This is a genomic window from Pseudoalteromonas fuliginea, from assembly GCF_000690055.1.
Classification (GTDB): domain Bacteria; phylum Pseudomonadota; class Gammaproteobacteria; order Enterobacterales; family Alteromonadaceae; genus Pseudoalteromonas; species Pseudoalteromonas fuliginea.
In genome coordinates, this window is the sequence record NZ_JJNZ01000004.1 from 71802 (window position 1) to 89318 (window position 17517).

Annotated in this window: 21 protein-coding genes and 2 tRNA genes; 14 read left to right on the forward strand and 9 right to left on the reverse strand. The window is 37.6% G+C overall.

Translation table 11 applies throughout. From position 1 onward, the window contains the following. Positions 1–8: 8 nt before the first annotated feature. The 4 genes from DC53_RS18815 to DC53_RS18800 all read right to left on the reverse strand — a co-directional run bounded on the left by DC53_RS18815 (position 9) and on the right by DC53_RS18800 (position 2612). On the reverse strand, positions 9–830 hold the full coding sequence (locus DC53_RS18815; RefSeq protein ID WP_033028391.1) for a CPBP family intramembrane glutamic endopeptidase: 822 nt from the start codon (positions 828–830) through the stop codon (positions 9–11). Between the two features lie 119 nt (positions 831–949). Continuing rightward, positions 950–1819 carry a LytTR family DNA-binding domain-containing protein gene (locus DC53_RS18810; RefSeq protein WP_033028392.1) on the reverse strand — a complete coding sequence of 290 codons (870 nt, stop codon included), beginning with the start codon at positions 1817–1819 and terminating at the stop codon, positions 950–952. A gap of 528 nt (positions 1820–2347) precedes the next feature. Further along, positions 2348–2438 (reverse strand) — tRNA-Ser (locus DC53_RS18805). A gap of 83 nt (positions 2439–2521) precedes the next feature. Next, positions 2522–2612, reverse strand: a tRNA-Ser gene (locus DC53_RS18800). A gap of 251 nt (positions 2613–2863) precedes the next feature. Here DC53_RS18800 and DC53_RS18795 point away from each other — a divergent pair. The 7 genes from DC53_RS18795 to DC53_RS18765 are packed head-to-tail and all read left to right on the forward strand — an operon-like array spanning position 2864 to position 6003. Next, on the forward strand, positions 2864–3529 hold the full coding sequence (locus DC53_RS18795) for a Bax inhibitor-1/YccA family protein (protein WP_008133668.1): 666 nt from the start codon (positions 2864–2866) through the stop codon (positions 3527–3529). 55 nt (positions 3530–3584) lie between these two features. Continuing rightward, entirely contained in the window at positions 3585–3938 is a 354-nt protein-coding gene (gene tusD / locus DC53_RS18790) for a sulfurtransferase complex subunit TusD (RefSeq protein WP_033028393.1), read from the forward strand. Then, positions 3935–4291 carry a sulfurtransferase complex subunit TusC gene (gene tusC, locus DC53_RS18785; protein ID WP_033028394.1) on the forward strand — a complete coding sequence of 119 codons (357 nt, stop codon included), beginning with the start codon at positions 3935–3937 and terminating at the stop codon, positions 4289–4291. Before tusD ends, tusC begins: the two co-directional genes overlap by 4 nt. Beyond that, on the forward strand, positions 4288–4554 hold the full coding sequence (locus DC53_RS18780) for a DsrH/TusB family sulfur metabolism protein (RefSeq protein ID WP_033028395.1): 267 nt from the start codon (positions 4288–4290) through the stop codon (positions 4552–4554). The genes tusC and DC53_RS18780 overlap by 4 nt, the downstream gene beginning before the upstream one ends. A gap of 3 nt (positions 4555–4557) precedes the next feature. Then, on the forward strand, positions 4558–4887 hold the full coding sequence (locus tag DC53_RS18775) for a TusE/DsrC/DsvC family sulfur relay protein (RefSeq protein ID WP_033028396.1): 330 nt from the start codon (positions 4558–4560) through the stop codon (positions 4885–4887). Continuing rightward, a complete protein-coding gene (locus DC53_RS18770) occupies positions 4887–5573 on the forward strand; it encodes a pseudouridine synthase (protein WP_033028397.1) in 687 nt (228 codons plus the stop codon). Before DC53_RS18775 ends, DC53_RS18770 begins: the two co-directional genes overlap by 1 nt. Then, positions 5566–6003, forward strand: a complete 438-nt coding sequence (locus DC53_RS18765) for an NUDIX hydrolase (protein ID WP_033028398.1) — start codon at positions 5566–5568, stop codon at positions 6001–6003. The genes DC53_RS18770 and DC53_RS18765 overlap by 8 nt, the downstream gene beginning before the upstream one ends. A 1-nt stretch (position 6004) precedes the next feature. Here the strand turns inward: DC53_RS18765 and DC53_RS18760 are convergent, their stop codons facing one another. After that, a complete protein-coding gene (locus tag DC53_RS18760; RefSeq protein ID WP_033028399.1) occupies positions 6005–7276 on the reverse strand; it encodes a sensor domain-containing diguanylate cyclase in 1272 nt (423 codons plus the stop codon). 361 nt (positions 7277–7637) lie between these two features. Here DC53_RS18760 and mnmA point away from each other — a divergent pair, with 361 nt between their 5' ends. The 5 genes from mnmA (at position 7638) to DC53_RS18735 (ending at position 12444) form a co-directional block, all read left to right on the forward strand. Further along, positions 7638–8738, forward strand: a complete 1101-nt coding sequence (gene mnmA, locus DC53_RS18755; protein ID WP_002962705.1) for a tRNA 2-thiouridine(34) synthase MnmA — start codon at positions 7638–7640, stop codon at positions 8736–8738. Next, complete coding sequence (hflD, locus tag DC53_RS18750; RefSeq protein ID WP_033028400.1) at positions 8738–9340, forward strand: high frequency lysogenization protein HflD; 603 nt, start codon at positions 8738–8740, stop codon at positions 9338–9340. Before mnmA ends, hflD begins: the two co-directional genes overlap by 1 nt. 31 nt (positions 9341–9371) lie before the next feature. Further along, a complete protein-coding gene (purB, locus tag DC53_RS18745; protein ID WP_024594682.1) occupies positions 9372–10742 on the forward strand; it encodes an adenylosuccinate lyase in 1371 nt (456 codons plus the stop codon). An 88-nt stretch (positions 10743–10830) separates the two neighbouring features. Further along, positions 10831–11976, forward strand: coding sequence for a ribosomal protein uL16 3-hydroxylase (locus tag DC53_RS18740; protein WP_033028401.1), 1146 nt, complete (start codon positions 10831–10833; stop codon positions 11974–11976). Positions 11977–11985: 9 nt separating this feature from the next. Continuing rightward, a complete protein-coding gene (locus DC53_RS18735) occupies positions 11986–12444 on the forward strand; it encodes a GNAT family N-acetyltransferase (protein ID WP_007375704.1) in 459 nt (152 codons plus the stop codon). Positions 12445–12506: 62 nt separating this feature from the next. Here the strand turns inward: DC53_RS18735 and DC53_RS18730 are convergent, their stop codons facing one another. The 3 genes from DC53_RS18730 to DC53_RS18720 all read right to left on the reverse strand — a co-directional run bounded on the left by DC53_RS18730 (position 12507) and on the right by DC53_RS18720 (position 15062). Continuing rightward, on the reverse strand, positions 12507–12953 hold the full coding sequence (locus tag DC53_RS18730; RefSeq protein WP_033028402.1) for a DUF4826 family protein: 447 nt from the start codon (positions 12951–12953) through the stop codon (positions 12507–12509). Positions 12954–13070: 117 nt separating this feature from the next. After that, positions 13071–14474 carry a M28 family peptidase gene (locus tag DC53_RS18725; protein WP_033028403.1) on the reverse strand — a complete coding sequence of 468 codons (1404 nt, stop codon included), beginning with the start codon at positions 14472–14474 and terminating at the stop codon, positions 13071–13073. Positions 14475–14648: 174 nt separating this feature from the next. Beyond that, positions 14649–15062, reverse strand: a complete 414-nt coding sequence (locus DC53_RS18720) for a hypothetical protein (protein WP_033028404.1) — start codon at positions 15060–15062, stop codon at positions 14649–14651. A gap of 147 nt (positions 15063–15209) precedes the next feature. Here DC53_RS18720 and DC53_RS18715 point away from each other — a divergent pair, with 147 nt between their 5' ends. Beyond that, positions 15210–16007 carry a class I SAM-dependent methyltransferase gene (locus DC53_RS18715; protein WP_008133642.1) on the forward strand — a complete coding sequence of 266 codons (798 nt, stop codon included), beginning with the start codon at positions 15210–15212 and terminating at the stop codon, positions 16005–16007. A gap of 6 nt (positions 16008–16013) precedes the next feature. Here DC53_RS18715 and DC53_RS18710 read toward each other — a convergent pair whose 3' ends face one another. Further along, entirely contained in the window at positions 16014–16418 is a 405-nt protein-coding gene (locus DC53_RS18710; protein ID WP_007375699.1) for a GFA family protein, read from the reverse strand. Between the two features lie 218 nt (positions 16419–16636). On the opposite strand from DC53_RS18710, the gene DC53_RS18705 reads away from it, so the two are divergent. Continuing rightward, positions 16637–17473, forward strand: a complete 837-nt coding sequence (locus tag DC53_RS18705) for a hypothetical protein (protein WP_033028405.1) — start codon at positions 16637–16639, stop codon at positions 17471–17473. Positions 17474–17517: the final 44 nt, after the last annotated feature.

Below are 17517 nucleotides of genomic sequence, written 5' to 3' on the forward strand. Positions count from 1 at the left end.
TATCTCCTTTAAGTGTTTTGTGTTGCTAATTTATAATGCTGAGACGAAAAACCTGGACGTTTTTTAAATAGTGTAGAGAGTGTTATTTGGCGCGGTTTACCACGACGGATAAGTAAGTTTACGTAGAGTATGCTTAAAATTATTGCAGTTGCCTTGAACAAATTGCCTTTTAAATCCCCTGCTGCACCACCTGACATGCTAAATATGCCATAAGCCGCATTCATAAATATATGCATCCATAATGGAAACCAAATACGGTATCCACATTCGCAAAATAACCACGCAAACCAAGTTCCTGCGATTGTTGTAATTGCAACAGCCATCACAGCTGAAATAGCATCATGTCCTTGATAAATATGACCCAAACCAAATATCGTTGAGCTAATTAATGCGGCGGGAATAAACCCCCAACGACAAAAACGAAATAACACGCCGAACAAAGCAGCTCTAAAAATTATTTCTTCAAAAACTCCCGCGTATATTGAACCTGTAATTATCCCCGTAATTGAAAGGTTTAGCGCGTTACTCAAATAAGCGTAACCTATCACCATAGGTGTGCAACAGACTACCGCTGCGAGTAAATAACGTTGAAAACCTTCAATGTCGACACCTAAAACGTTGTACCAACTCTCATGTTTAAATAATAATGTTGCCACAACTAACAATGGCCCATAAATAAACAAGTATTTAGCAGGAAATAACAAAAGGGCTGATTGTTGATCAAGGTCAGATAGGACACTTACCCAGTTATCCCCCCAGAACTCTTTCATCATGTAATGACAAAATATAAATGTGGTGATTAGTAGCAGTGCTTTAATTGTATGTTTCATACGTACCTTCTTAAGTTACAATTTTAAATTCAACTTAATCATGGCAATCACTAATTATGAAATCGATCAATTAGGGCTAAATTTCATTTTTAGGTGCTAACTACATGTTTTTGGGGTCATCAACAAACATCAGGGGTTAACAACAAGGCTTGTTTGATGACATCAACATAAGTTCGCGAAACTGGAATTGTGAAATCAAATGAGTTCATCGATAACTGTAATCCTCCGGCATTCCCTTTACTTACTGCGACTAATTGTAAATTAACTGCATAAGACCGATGACAACGATATAAAAATGTATTTTGGGGTAATTGTTTTAATAAACCAGTTAACGTTATACGCAGCAATTTATGAGAAACAACATCGTTTTCTATCGTTGCGAGCTCACAGTAATTATCGGCTGACTTAATAAACAATATATCCGATAGCGCAATTGTTAGCTTGTCACCTTTATTATCGCCAATAAGTGTTATTAGACGATGTGGGGAGACGTTATTTTTTTCTACCTCTTCACAAGCACGCTGTTTAGTCTTAACAACCGGTATTATTTCAGTTGTTAAGACCATATGCTTTGCATGACGATTGACAACAAATATGAAACTAATCGGGAATAACCCCACTGCTAATGTATATACAATGAAGAGTATTTGGTTTTGCCAATGCCAAGCCCCTAACATAGCAACAACAAAATATCCGTGGTTAAACAAAGCAGTAATTAAAATATAAAGGCTGGGGGTCACTATTATTCGAAGTTTATTGCTAAGATTTAAGCGAATTAAAAAGATCTCAATAAAACCCGAAAGCAATAAAGCGCAAAACGTGACTAAGCCGTAGCCTGAAAGGCGGAGTAATTTATAAGGTTCAGTATCGTTGGTTGTACCAAAAGGTTGGAATACGAATAAAATAAATAGAGTTACTATCGAAAATAAAATTGCCCTGTATACAACCAACTTTCTTGACGCTAAATCATCTTTAAGCCACAACGTCATATTTTACATACCTTTAAAAACTCGCTTGCTAATAAAATACCACAAATTCATCGCTAATTACTGGTTTCATTTTCTCAGTAAATATAAAATGACAAGTAATACCAATTAGCTTATATACGAAGTCTATTTAACGATAAAGAAATTGCGCTATAACTAGGCGAATTTTTATACCTAGTCGGCTTGGTAACTGCTCCTGCGTTATCCTACAGGCTTACATTCATGTAAAAATAAGTAAAAATTGAGTAAAACATCCGCGTCCTGCTCACGCCCCTTACCTACATCCTATATGTAGGCAAACCCAAGAGCAACGCACGCTTGGCATTTGAGCTGCGTTATCGCCTATTTATGGGGAAATAACCACATAACATAGGCTCTGCCTTGAACAAAAACCAAACAGTCTACTGTAAATTCAAGCTCGAAAGATAAAAAGGCCCTAATCTGCCCATATAGACTCTATTTAACAATAATGCATTTTAGTTTTTTACAGACACAAAAAAGCCCGCTAAATTAGCGGGCTATTTTGTTATATGGTGGAGAGATAGGGATTTGAACCCTAGATGGGCTATAAACCCATGCCGGTTTTCAAGACCGGTGCATTCGACCACTCTGCCATCTCTCCGATACTGCTAAGTTAAAAGTAAGAGTGTACTAATAACTATTTAAATGAATGATACTTTAATTACCACACACTTATTAAATAAGTGGTGGAGAGATAGGGATTTGAACCCTAGATGGGCTATAAACCCATGCCGGTTTTCAAGACCGGTGCATTCGACCACTCTGCCATCTCTCCGCACGGCCTGCATAATAGGGAAACCCATCCCTTTTGTGAAGCTTTTTTTTAAATTAATTGTTTAAGTGCTTAAAAAACAATTAATTTGTTTAAAGTTAAGACAAAGTGTTTTTAATTTAATCGCTAATGAACTTTTATTTAAATATTTAACTCTATTGATCTACAAAGGTTTGCCCAAACATATAAGAGTTGGTAATCTAATTTTAGTTAAATTATCGAAACACACACGTTTCACTTAAAGGAGCTCTACAATGGCGTTTAATCAATCGTACAATACCGCGAAACCGGTAATGTCTACCATTGAAACAAACAAGGTACTTAAAAACACCTACTTTTTACTAGCTATGACACTTGCATTTAGCGCAGTTACAGCCGGTATTTCAATGGCACTACAATTACCTTACTTTATGGGAATTGTGTTTACACTCGTTTCGTTCGGTTTATTATTTGTTGTAAATAAAAAAGCAGATACAGCATCTGGTGTATTTTGGGTGTTTGCTTTCACAGGTTTAATGGGGGCAGGCTTAGGTCCATTGCTTAACCATTATGCTGCATTACCTAATGGCCCAATGCTTATTATGCAAGCCTTAGGTTCTACAGCGCTTATCTTTTTTGGTTTATCTGCTTATGCACTAAATACTAAAAAAGACTTCTCATTCATGGGTGGCTTTTTAACTGTTGGCTTAATCGTTGTGATTGTAGCAAGCATCGTTAATATTTTTATTGGCAGTTCATTGATGTTTATGGTGCTTAATGCAGCAGTTGTACTGATTATGTCTGGTTTGATTTTATTTGATACAAGCCGAATCATAAACGGTGGTGAAACTAACTACATTCGCGCAACAGTGTCTTTATACCTAAGCGTATATAACTTATTTACTTCTTTACTTGCTCTACTTGGCGCAAGTGATGACTAATTAAATAGTTCTGTTAAAATAGCCCCTTTATTGGGGCTTTTTTATTGGAATTGTTTTGGCACGCTTTGTTCTTTCATTACATACACCACCATCCGATCACGATACCACGCAACGCATAGTTAAATTTGCGAATGCATGTTTAGCCCAAGGGCACACCATTGATGCTATTTTTTTATACCAGCAAGGTATTTATCATGCATCTACCCACTTTGATTTATCCTCAGACGAACTTCAAATTTCAGCACTTTGGCAGCAACTCGCTGATCAAAATTTAAATTTAATGCTGTGTGTTACCGCCGCGCAAAAGCACGGGTTAGATATTAAAAACACAGGTGTATTTAAAGTCGCAGGGTTAGCTGAATTTGCAATGCTTGCAAGCGACGCAGATAAATGGGTGCAATTTAAATGATAAACGTATTAATAATGAGTCAGTGCAGCCCATTTGACGATTTAAATATTCGTGATGCACTAGATATGACATTGATATTTGCTGCTGTTGACCAAAATGTAAGTTGGTTGTTTAGTGGCCCCGCTGTTTTGGCTTTAAAAAAGCACCAACAACCAAACAATATTGGCTTAAAAGACTTTTTTAAAAATATTAAAACACTCGAAATATATGATGTTGAAAATATTTTCGTGTGTGAAAAATCATTGCTTGATTATGGTTTAAATAAACATGATTTACTTATAGAGGCAAAAGCTCTTAACTTTAGTCAACAACAAACACTAATTAAAGCGCAGCAACATGTGGTGAATCTATGAGTACGTTACATATTTTTTCAAAGCCGCTTAACTATTATTCGGCAAATCAGCTTGAGAATTTAATTTTATCAGGCGATAAGGTACTACTTGTTGGTGATGCCTGCTTTGCAAAAAAACAATTTAGACAATTTGCAGATACACTGTTAATACTTGAACAAGACGCGCAAGTACGTGCAATAAAATTAGCAGATAACGATAGAGCAATTAGCTATGAAGACTTTGTGGCAATCACTTTATCAACTAATCAATCAATTACGTGGTAACTCATGCTTGAATTTAACAACCAACAGATTGAAACCGACAAACAAGGCTACTTGCTCGACCATACTTTATGGTCAAAGGAGCTGGCGCCTATAATTGCTACTCAAGAAAACATCACACTTACTGAGCAACACTGGGAAGTTATTAACTTTGTTCGTGATTTTTACATTGAATATAACACCAGTCCAGCAATTAGAATGCTTGTAAAAGCAATGGCTAAAGCACTCGGTGAAGATAAAGGAAATAGCCTTTATTTATATAAATTATTTCCTAAGGGCCCAGCCAAGCAAGCAACAAAAATTGCCGGATTACCAAAACCAGCTAGGTGCATATAATGAGAGCTAAATCAGGCAATAATCAAGCAACACAAGCCAAGCCAAAAAGAAGTACTGGGCGTACTTATTCACGCAGTGCACTTAACAAAACGCCATCTGGTAAAAGAGAAATAAAGCCGCAAATAGCATCTAAAGACAGAAAAATTGTGTTATTCAACAAGCCATTTGATGTGCTATGTCAATTTACGGATGACGCAGACAGAAAAACGCTTGCTGAGTTTATACCTATTAAAGAAGTTTATGCAGCAGGAAGGTTAGACAGAGACAGTGAAGGTTTATTGCTTTTAACAAACTGTGGGAAACTACAAAACACCTTAACTGCTCCTGATAAAAAAACAAATAAAACCTACTGGGCACAAGTTGAGGGTGAACCAACGAGTGAATCAATTAATGATTTATGTAATGGCGTAGAACTTAAAGACGGGCTTACACTCCCCGCTAACGTTAAAATAATTGATGAACCAACTATTTGGGCGCGTACCCCCCCTGTACGCGAGCGAAAAGCAATCCCTACCACTTGGCTAAGTATTACTATTAATGAAGGTAGAAACAGACAAGTTCGTCGAATGACCGCGCATATTGGACACCCTACACTTCGCCTCATCCGCTATAGCATTGGCAACTATACGTTGGATGATATTAATTGTGGTGAATACAAAGTAATTAAGGGCGTAGTTGATGCATAAACCGCATGTCACGGTTGCAGCAATAGTAAAAAAGCAAAATGAGTTTTTACTTGTAAAAGAGCGCGATAAATTTACAAAGCAAATTTGTTACAATCAACCTGCGGGTCATTTAGAGCAAAATGAGACACTTGCACAAGCTGCAAGCAGAGAGCTACTAGAAGAAACAGGCTTAGCGCTTGCGCCTATTGGGTTTTTAGGTGTTTATAATTTGCATGCCGATAACGCAGTGCACTATTTGCGATTCTGCTTTTTATTTGAAGCGCCTAATAATATAAAAGCACCAACACCAATAGATTCTGACATTATCAGCGCTAACTGGCATACATTAGAGCAAATAAAATCATTACCGCTTAGGAGCCCTTTAGTGCTCAAGTGTATTAACGACAGCCTGAATCGACCAGCGTTAAGCTTAGAAACTATTTATAATTGATTTACTCAGAGCTTAGCGCTATACAGTTACGCCCTTGTTTTTTGGCATAATACAGGGCGTTATCAGCGGCTTTAACAAAGCTGACTTCATTACTATTTGTATAGTTGCTGATGGTATTAATACCCATACTTATAGATAAAAATCCGGTAAAGCTATCCAGGTGAGCAATAGCTAAGCTTTCTACAGCTTTTTGTATTTGCTCAGCTATAAACAACGCTCCTTGCCTATCCGTTTGTGGAAGTAAAACAACAAATTCTTCTCCACCATAGCGAGCCACAAAATCTTCTGGGCGACTAACCGTTGAAGCAATTTTTTGAGCCACGTCATATAAGCACGTATCGCCCGCTACATGCCCATACCGGTCATTAAATTGCTTAAAATGGTCAATATCAATAATAATCATCGATAGCATGCCTTCGCATTCTTTTGCTCGTTCAAACTCATGCGTTAGCTTTTCATCAAACCGACGCCTATTCTCAATTTTGGTTAATGCATCCAAAAAGGCCATATCCCTGAGTATATCTTCTGCTTCTAAACGCTCTGTTGCATCATTAAAAACAGCTAAAAACTCTTCACCTATATCAATCCCTGAAATTTCCATCATCACTTGCGAGCCATCACGACAAGACACTCGATAGTTATTTGCGGGTATGTCGTTATTGTTATTTAGTGCCTTTTCAAGAGAATCTTGCCACAGCTCTTTTGCAAGTGCTCTGTATTGGGGATCTGGATACGCTTTTTCCCACCATGATTTAAGATTTGGCACATCTTCTACTGTATAACCAAAAACATCTACAAAACGTTGATTAACTTTCAAAATATCACCCGTTTTGGCACACACATTACATACAGGCATTGGCAAAACGGTAAATAACCTAGCGTAGTGACTTATCTCATGTTTGCGCATAGGGTTGAGTGTACTTTGAGGTAAGTAACTCATTGGCATATCACTTTTTTCTATACTAAGCTTTTCGTCCATTTCTAAAGCGAAATACCATTCAAGCCACCAGTGCTCTACATGCTCAAGCACCTTTAACTCAACGTTCTTTTTAACTGTTGAACCTTTTATTAAGCTAAATAACTCATGTACATGGTTTGGCTCTTGGTAAATATGAGGGTTTTTGAGTTTTATTAACTCATAAAAAAGATGATAGGCTGATTTTTTAAACTCTGTCGTTTTGCTAGAAAGTAATTCGCTATCCACAAAATCAGGTTTTCGTGTGTAATGCTCAACTAAAGAATTTATCTTGTTTATTTGATAGGCATAATTCATATATTCATTCCATTGACTATATTTCAAGCGGCTTTAAAGTGGTTTACATTCATATACTCACCACTATTTTATTTTTATTAAGTGTATATTTACCCTAGTAGTTTTGAAAGAAAATACTATTAATAAAACTCAATAACTACATGAATTATTCTATAGTCTTAATTTATTAGTAAAGATCACTTTAATATTACTAAAGTTACAGCCTGATAATACGTCTAAGTCTAGTTTGCTATTTGTTATACAAATAAAATAGTGACAAATTATGTCCTTTGCCGCCCTACGCTCTTTAAGCACAAACAAAATACATGCTATAATCGCGGCCTTTCCAAGTTAACAGCAATCTGTATAAGCGAAATTATTCATGAGCGAAAATAGTCACATTAAAGTCATTGTTGGCATGTCCGGCGGTGTTGATTCTTCTGTATCTGCATATTTATTACAACAACAGGGCTACCAAGTAGAAGGCCTGTTTATGAAGAACTGGGAAGAAGACGACAATGATGAATACTGTGCCGCCGCTGATGACTTAAAAGATGCGCAAGCCGTGTGCGACAAATTAGGCATTGAGCTTCACACAGTAAACTTTGCTGCTGAATATTGGGATAATGTATTTGAGTACTTTTTAGCGGAGTACAAAGCGGGTCGTACGCCAAACCCTGATATAATGTGTAATAAAGAAATTAAATTTAAAGCCTTTTTAGAATTTGCGGCTCAGGCACTCGGTGCTGACTTTATTGCAACCGGACACTACGTTCGCCGTGAACTTCGCGATGACAAATACGTAATGTGTCGCGGACTTGATAACAATAAAGATCAAAGCTACTTCTTATATACCCTAAGCCATGAACATATTGGCCAAACGTTATTCCCTGTAGGCGATATCGAAAAACCAGAAGTGCGCCGCATAGCAGAAGAACAAGACCTAATCACTCACGATAAAAAAGACAGCACCGGAATTTGCTTTATCGGTGAGCGTAAATTTAAAGACTTTTTACAAAAGTTCTTACCAGCGCAACCTGGCGTTATCGAAGACACTGACGGTAACAACGTAGGCGAGCACGAAGGCTTAATGTACCATACGCTTGGACAACGCAAAGGCTTGTTAATTGGTGGTATGAAGGAAGGTTCTGGCGAACCATGGTACGTAGTTGATAAAGATTTAGAACGTAACGTACTTGTTGTTGGTCAAGGTAAAGATCACCCTCGCCTATACAGTAATGGTCTTAATGCAAACCAATTACATTGGGTAGACCGCGTTGGCCCTAAAGGTACCACTCGCTGCACAGTTAAAACACGTTACCGTCAAGAAGACTTAAGCTGTACCCTACTTGTAGGTGAAGACGGCATGGCTCGTGTATTATTTGATGAACCACAAAAAGCAGTTACGCCAGGTCAATCTGCTGTATTTTATGCAGAAGATGTGTGTTTAGGTGGTGGTATTATTGACTCGGTGATTAAGTAATGAATGAATACCAAGTCATGGCGCTTGCCGCCATGTGCCAGGTTGCTAAACAAGTTCAAAAAATTGCTCAATACGGCAGCAACAACGAACACGATTTAGAAATCTTACTTTCAAGTATTATTCAAACATCTCCTGAATCACCAGAGGACGTTTATCAAGGTACAGATAACCTGCGTGATGGCTATAAAACATTAATGGCACAGCTAACTGCTGGCGCTCAAAAAGATGTTGAAATAGTAAAGTACGTAGGTGGTTTAATGCAGCTTGAACGTGCACTAAATGCAAACGACAAGAGCTTAAACGAATTAGGCAAACGAATTGATGATATTCATCGTCGTTTGGATCATTTTGCTATTACCGACGAGAGTGTTGTTGCCGGCTTAGCAGATATATACTCGTCGGTGCTGAGCCCCCTTGGGCACCGAATACAGGTTTATGGTAAACCCGAGTTATTAAAACAGCAGCTCACTCAAAATAAAATCCGTGCGCTATTACTAGCCGGTGTTAGAAGTGCAGTATTATGGCGACAAATGGGCGGTAAACGCCGTCACTTTTTCTTTTCAAAAAGAAAAATACTCGCCATTGCTAAATCAAAAATTTAACTATCGTTCAAACTAAAATTTAGGAGTTATTATGGAGCTTTCAGCGTTAACGGCTATCTCTCCAGTGGATGGTCGCTACGGCAGCAAAACCACTGAACTACGCAGTATTTTCAGCGAATTTGGCTTAATTAAATACCGCGTAATTGTTGAAGTGCGTTGGTTGCAAGCGTTAGCTGCAGCAAGCGATATAAAAGAAGTACCTGCATTTAGCGAGCAAGCAAATGCACTACTTAACGCTATTGTAGATAACTTCAGCGAAGCTGATGCACAGCGCGTTAAAGATATTGAACGCACTACAAACCACGATGTTAAAGCGGTTGAATACTTATTAAAAGAAAAAGTAGCCGATAACAGTGAGCTTCATGCAATCAATGAATTTATTCACTTTGCTTGTACTTCAGAAGATATTAACAACCTATCTCATGGTTTAATGCTTAGCGAAGCACGTAACAAGGTTTTGCTTCCTTATTGCGATGAGCTTTTAAGCGCAATTAAAGAAAAAGCGATTGAGTACAAAGCCATTCCAATGATGACTCGTACGCACGGGCAACCAGCTACACCATCAACTATGGGTAAAGAGTTTGCTAACGTATACATGCGTTTAAAACGTCAACGCGGGCAAATTGCACAAGTAGAAATGTTAGGTAAAGTTAATGGTGCTGTTGGTAACTACAACGCTCACCTTAGTGCATACCCAGATTACGACTGGCATACTCACGCAGATAAATTTGTATCAAGCTTAGGTTTAACACTAAATCCATTTACGACACAAATTGAACCGCATGACTATATTGCAGAGTTGTTTGACGCAATTGCACGTTTTAACACTATATTGCTCGATTTTGACCGTGACATGTGGGGCTACATTGCCCTTAATCACTTTAAGCAAAAAACAATTGCTGGCGAAATTGGCTCATCAACAATGCCGCATAAAGTTAACCCAATTGATTTTGAAAACTCAGAAGGTAACTTAGGCTTAGCAAACGCTATTTTTGCTCATCTTGCACAAAAATTACCAGTTTCTCGCTGGCAGCGTGACCTTACCGATTCAACGGTATTACGTAACTTAGGTGTAGGTATGGGTTATGCGATTATTGCATACCAATCAACACTTAAAGGTGTAAGCAAGCTTGAAGTAAACGAGCAACGTTTAGCTGACGAGCTTGATCAAAACTGGGAATTGCTAGCCGAGCCAATTCAAACAGTTATGCGTAAATATGGCATTGAAAAGCCATACGAAAAACTTAAAGATTTAACACGCGGTAAACGTGTAAATCAAGAAATAATGGCTGACTTTATCGATGGTCTTGACCTTCCAGAGCACGCTAAAGTAGAAATGAAAAAACTAACACCTGCTAATTACATTGGTCGTGCTGTTGAGTTTATTGATGATTTAGTTTAAAAACTAAATTGCTCTTTTAAAAAGCGAAAGGATCATCCTTTCGCTTTTTTTGTTTTAACCCCATTGCACTAACTAGTAGGCATAATGTATGTATCAATTAAAAATAAATAATTTGTCTGAGCAAGAGTTTTTAAGCCATTTTTGGCAAAAAAAACCGCTTTTAATCAAACAAGGTTTTGCTGATTTTCAAGACCCGCTTGATGCTAATGAACTTGCCGGTCTAGCAATGGAAGAAAGCATAGAGTCGCGTATTATCACCAATCATAAAAATGACTGGCAAACGCACCAAGGTCCATTTGAAGACTTTGAGCAATTAACAGACGATCATTCTACATTACTCGTGCAAGCAGTTGATCACTGGCATAGCGAAGCTGCACAACTACTAGAGCCATTTAGGTTTATTCCAAACTGGCGCATAGATGATTTAATGATCAGCTATTCAACGCCTAATGGTGGTGTTGGCCCACATTTAGACCAGTATGACGTATTTATTATTCAAGGCGAAGGTAAACGTCATTGGCGCGTAGGCCTGCCCGATCCAACACTTAAGCAGTTTGCTCAAAACAAAAAATTACTGCAAGTAGAAGCATTTGAAGCCGTAATCGATTGCATATTAGAACCAGGCGATATTTTATATATTCCACCAGGGTGCCCTCACGAAGGTTACGCTGTAGAAAACGCACTAAATTATTCAGTTGGTTTTAGAGCACCAAATCAACAAGATTTATTGTCGAGCTTCGCCGATCATATTATTGATACCGAAAGCGGTCAAAAACGCTACACCGATGGTAATCTCACACTCAGAGAATCTAAAGGTGAGCTTAATAATATTGAAGTCACTAAAGTTAAAACATTAATGCAAGGACTGCTTGAAAACGACACGCTATTCAAACAATGGCTAGGAACAACCTTAAGCCAACCTAAACATGAAATGGACTTAGCGCCTGCTGAAGAGCCATTTTCAGCAGAGCAAATAACGAATGCATTAACTAATAACACCATTGTGTTTGAACGCTTAGGTGGCACACGCGCTATTTATCAATTGCTTGAAGAAAACATTTTGTTAAGTGTAAACGGCGAAAATTACACTGTGTTATTAACTGACTTAGCTGCTGTGAAACTACTAACTGACGATATCGAGTTTGAAGCCTCGCAGTTAAAATTTTTAAAACCTAGCCTAGTATTTATTCAAACCTTTACTACACTCGTTAATGAGGGAATTTGGTTTAACTAGGAGTTTGCCATGGGCTATCAAGTTGATAAAGTAGAATGGGCTATACGTAAGGATATGCTTCAACTAATTCGTGAGCGTGTTTTTGTTTATGAATTACACATACCTAAACGTATAGAATTTGATAGCCTAGATAAATTTGCGTTGCATGTACTTGTTACAGACGACACTCACTGCCCCGTTGCTACAGGCCGATTATGTACTGATGGCTTAATTGGTCGAATAGCTGTACTACCCGCACACCGAAACCGCAATGTATATAAATCGCTTCTCAATTTCATTATTGATTTAGCATCAAATCAGGGGATAGAAGCTGTCAGTATTAATTGTATTCTAGATGAAGTAGAACGTTTTAAGCGAAATGGCTTTATTCAGCAAGGAAATGTGTTTATGGAGGCGGGAATTCCTAGGCAACGTATGCAATGCTCTGTTTCGGCGTTTAATACAACGCCTTTCACACTTGTCCATTAGATAAAGAAAAGGGCAATAAATAAACCATCACCCTCTACTTTTTTACTTAACCCAAACTGTAGTTACTTTGCCTCATTTGCCCACAGAGGTTCATTTTCATACATTTCGTACAAGCCATGTGCTCTATTTATAAGTAAGTTAGCAAAATCTACCTGCGTTTTGTCACGGCCGCCTGTACTCATAATTTGATCCGCTTTTAATTGCCACTGCAAAGAAAAGTAACGCATTGCATCGCGGGCATCTGTAGCCGCACTAACCTCAGCATGATCTGTAGGTAACCGCCCTGTTACCACCCAATATGTTTTACCATTTTGTGCTTTAAATTTCCACATTGCGCAAAGTGGCGCTAAAAATCGGCTATCTTTATCAACTACTGATTTTGGCATAATGCCCTTTTCAGCTAAGTGCTTTTGCGCTGCCTGAAAACATTCACGCTGCCATGCAACACGTTGTTGCTCAGCTAAAGCTTGCTCTTGTGCTGTTAACGGTTTTTTTTCTTGTTGCTGCATTTTTAATAACCTTTTACTTCTTTTTTTACACTCTAAGGGCTTAGTAAATAAGGTGCAAGTATAAAATGGCCGTTTACACCTTCAAGCGCTCTGTTTGCTGAATTTTCAGCCAAACTACTATTTTATATTGTGATCAAACGAACCTACATCACCCGGAAAAACTACTGGAGACTCAACACCGTCTTTACTAACAGAGGCTACACCAAAGTAATAATTATCAATCACTACATTTTTAAGTGTGAACTCTGAAACCCTGCCAACGTATTTACTAAACTGCCATTGCGGCTCGCTCGTGTAACGCCAATAAATTTTGTAACCCGCAATATTTTCATCACTGCTTTTTTGCCATGAAAACGACGTATCAGCTGTAACTGCTCCTGTTATTTTAACTTCTTTTGGCGGTGCAGGTGCCCACGCCATTGATGCCATCGTTACCGCATTAAGTGAAGTTAACTTGGCCGTATAGTCAAAATCAACGCCTTCAATAGTATCACCATACTCAACCCCATTTTCGGTGCGTAAATCTTGATGCTGGCGATCGTAATGCTCGTTAGTTTCCATAATACGCACTGCGGCAAAACCTGCATCGTTAAATGGACGATGATGCCCACCACGGCCAAACCTATCTAATCGATATACAAGCATTGTATCTAAATTAGGAATGTATCTATCCGCAATAGTATCTATGTAGCGCGCTAAATTACGACTCGCAGAATCAACTTCACCACCTCTAAAGCGGCGAGTATTAGCTTGCTCTTTTGTTTCTACAACACGGGTACCTTCTGAAAATATACGTGCAGTTGTATTATCGGTTACCCCATTAATACCGGTAATATTGCCAATCATATCGTTGTTTAAAACGCCATGAACTTGCCAGTCATGCTTTTGCGCGTAAGCCGTTAATATTTTCCCGCCAAACAAACCTTGCTCTTCGCCCGAAAGCGCCGCGTAAACTACCGATCCATTAAATTTGTATTTACTTAAAACACGAGCAGCTTCTATTATACCTGCCACGCCTGATGCGTTATCATTTGCCCCAGGTGAATCACTCGTAAAGTCCATAACATCACTTACACGAGAATCTATGTCACCCGACATCATCACCATGCGATTAGGCTCGCTCGACCCACGTTGAATAGCCACTATGTTAACCACTTCAACAGGATTAGGAATGCGTTTTTCGCCCGATATAGTGTCCTTTACTTCAATAATTTCTAGGCAACCGCCACACTGTGCGGATATTTTTTCAAATTCTTTTTTTATCCAGCGCCTAGCCGCACCAATGCCTCGAGTATCCGATTTAGTTTCTGAAAGCGTATGGCGAGTACCGAAATCCACCAGCGTTTGAATGTCACTACCAATACGTTCGGCTGATACTTGAGCTGCTATATCATGTAATTTTTGCTGTTCTGTGTATTGAAGTTGTGTTTTCCCATGTGCTGATAGTGCAAGTGTGCAGGCGCCTGCAATTGCAGTAAATTTAAGTAACGTTGTTGTGATTTTCAAAGGTGTTTTAAGCATCTATTAGCTCCTAATTATTATAGTGTAACCATTACTTAACTAAGATTTTATGGCAATACATTTGAGGTAGATGTAGAAAGGATCACGCTAAAACGCATTTACAAGAGGTTATTAGGATAGTAAAAAGCCCACTACCTTTTATAAGTACTGGGCCAAAATTTATTATGCATACTTTTAATGAGTGGTTTTAATATCAAATTCTTTCAAAAAGGCCTCATGTCCTCCTAAGCTTGCAAGCACACCAGCAGAAAACATAAATATTAATACAAATGCTAAACAGCTCAAAAAATTAGAATTATTTGCTGGATTAATATAGTAGTTAAGTAAAAAACCACTTAATACACCTATAAAAGCAATTTTGTTAAATAAAAAGTAACTTGGGATCTCAAATGCCCAAACAGAGGTATTGTTTACAAACTGCCTATATCCATACGTAATAAAAGCCAGCATACCAATAATACTAATTAAAAAAGTAGATACTGTCGCTAATACACTCATATTTTTATAAATAAGCGCATATCCTAATTGTAAAGAATAAATAAATACTGCAAACCATACTAAAACAGCTGGCCCTAAAATTAATCCCATTTTCAATCCTTGAATAATACTTAAGCAGTTAATTGCCAATACACTATTATAGTAATAAGTAAAATTACATGTGTTCTGCACAATAATCTATTTAAAAATTTATTTTTCGTGGCACACTATGAACGTGTTTATAAAAAAGTTTAAGTTATGCGTCAGCTAAAAAACGATACCATTGAAGCAAACCAAATCAAATCAGAACAAACTGATTTTGGCCCTATAACTGTATTTCAAAATCAACAGTATCGTTGGCTAACACTTGCACAAAAAAAAGATGAAGATATTACTATTCAAGGTGTTATGTGCCTTGTGCATCCAGAACAAGTAATCGTCCCTGTAAATCAATGCATGTTGCTCTTTTTACTTAAACCTGCAAATACACTAAACATATTAAATTTAGGCTTAGGAACCGCAGGGTTTGAGCGAATCATGTATCACCTGCAAAACCATACGCCTTACGTAAATACCATTAATACATTTAGTACAATCGAAATAAACCCAAATATAGCCTCTATTGCAACGCAATTATTTAACCTACCAAGTAACCACAATATCCACTTACAATGCGCTGAACAGTATATTTCAAAATGCACAGCTAACTTTAACGTAATTACTATTGATATTTTTAGTGGTGAACATCATCAGCCTTTTTTAACCAATGACAGCTTTTGGCAAAACATAAATCGCTGTAGTGAGCCAAATACTCAAGTAATCGTTAATTTAAACCCGCAAACAGGTCAAGAATTACAAGCCCTTTTGGTACTGATAAGGCAACATTTTAAATGCTTGGCGCTAATAGAGTTTAATGAATATAAAAATATAGTATTGATATTGTGCCAACATACGTTGATGCATATTAACGTTGATGAAATACAAAACTCACCTGTGTTTATAAATTTTGCGCCAGACCTTTATAAAAGTATTAACAGCATTTACCACATTGAATAAAACGTCTTACCGCCCAGGTTCATGTTTTTCATAGCACGGTAAGCTTGTTTCTAACAGCTCCCAGTTAGCCTTAGATGTAACAAAGTTATGCGACAATACTTGTTCAGTAATATCGCTATCAAATATACCTAGACGAATTCGTATTCTGCTTTTGTCATCTGCATTACTACTATAAACAGGGGAGCCACAACATTTACAAAAATAGCGCGTACGCCCTGCTTTAAAACTATATTCACTGAGTCGTTCTTGCCCTTTCGTTATTGTGAAGTCATCTGTATTTACAAAGCCATTAGTTGCAAATGCAGTCCCGCTATTTTTTCTACATAGTGAACAATGGCAATGAATAATGCTGGTTATACTACCCAATACTTCAACACTTACTTCACCGCACAAACACGAACCCGTATACATAAAACGTCCTAATAATTTAATTAATTTCAACTCAGCTAAAATTTGCTGAGCTGATTGAATACAATGACAATATTACATTTTTCAAGCTCTATCAAACCATAACTAATGTTTTAATGATTGACATAAAAAAGTTAAATTGGTTATATGACTTTTAATAAAAACCATAGCCGAAATTAAAATTGGTTAACCAAATATCAATAATATTACGAGAGCCAATTATGTCTTCTAAACACATTTTATTTCTTTGCTTATTCAGCACCCTATCAGCATGTTCAAACATTCAAGAAAACACATCGAGCGATTGGGTGCTTATTGATAACTTTGAACATTCACTTAGCAAGTGGCAAAGTGTTGATACTCAAAATGAAACCAAACCACAAGTTAAAAATCCACAAATAACAGTTATACAACCAGAACAAGCAATCGCATCTGTTAATCATTATTTACTAAAAAAGCCTGCGGCAGAAGGCATTGTAGGAAATCGTAAAGCGCTTTCTTATACAAAGCTTCCACTAGCGGTTGAAGTTGGTCAAACCTACACATTTTATATACGTATAAACGTCGCTGCGTTTCCCAATAATCACGCTTTTGGGCTGAGTAATCTTACTCCGGAGTTAATTAATAAACATGCGTACGATGCATTTGAGCCAACACTTCGCGTAACCGATAAAACAGAATCAAACGGGCTTGTAAACGATGGCGCATTAATGGTTAAAACCGACAGCGGGTATAGCAATATTCAAAACTACACTAGTAGGCAATCAGCCAAGCCTCTGCAAACAAATACGTGGTACGACGTATGGTACGTTGTTAATAACGCAGCAGTCTCAGAGCAAGGGCAACAATACGATGTTTATGTAAAAGGTGGTGAATTTAGCAAGCAAACTCTGGTATATAAAAATGCACAATTTAGAATGAAGCGCGAACAACCTCTTATATACTTTTTAGCAAACTGTAATACGGGCCCAATTAAAGAACCTTATGGCAATGGTGGGCTCAAATACGATGATTTATACATGAGCGAAGGAATAAATCTAAGTAACCCAACGCAATAAATAAGAATAATACTCATAATTAATGCAGGGCAAGATCACGAACT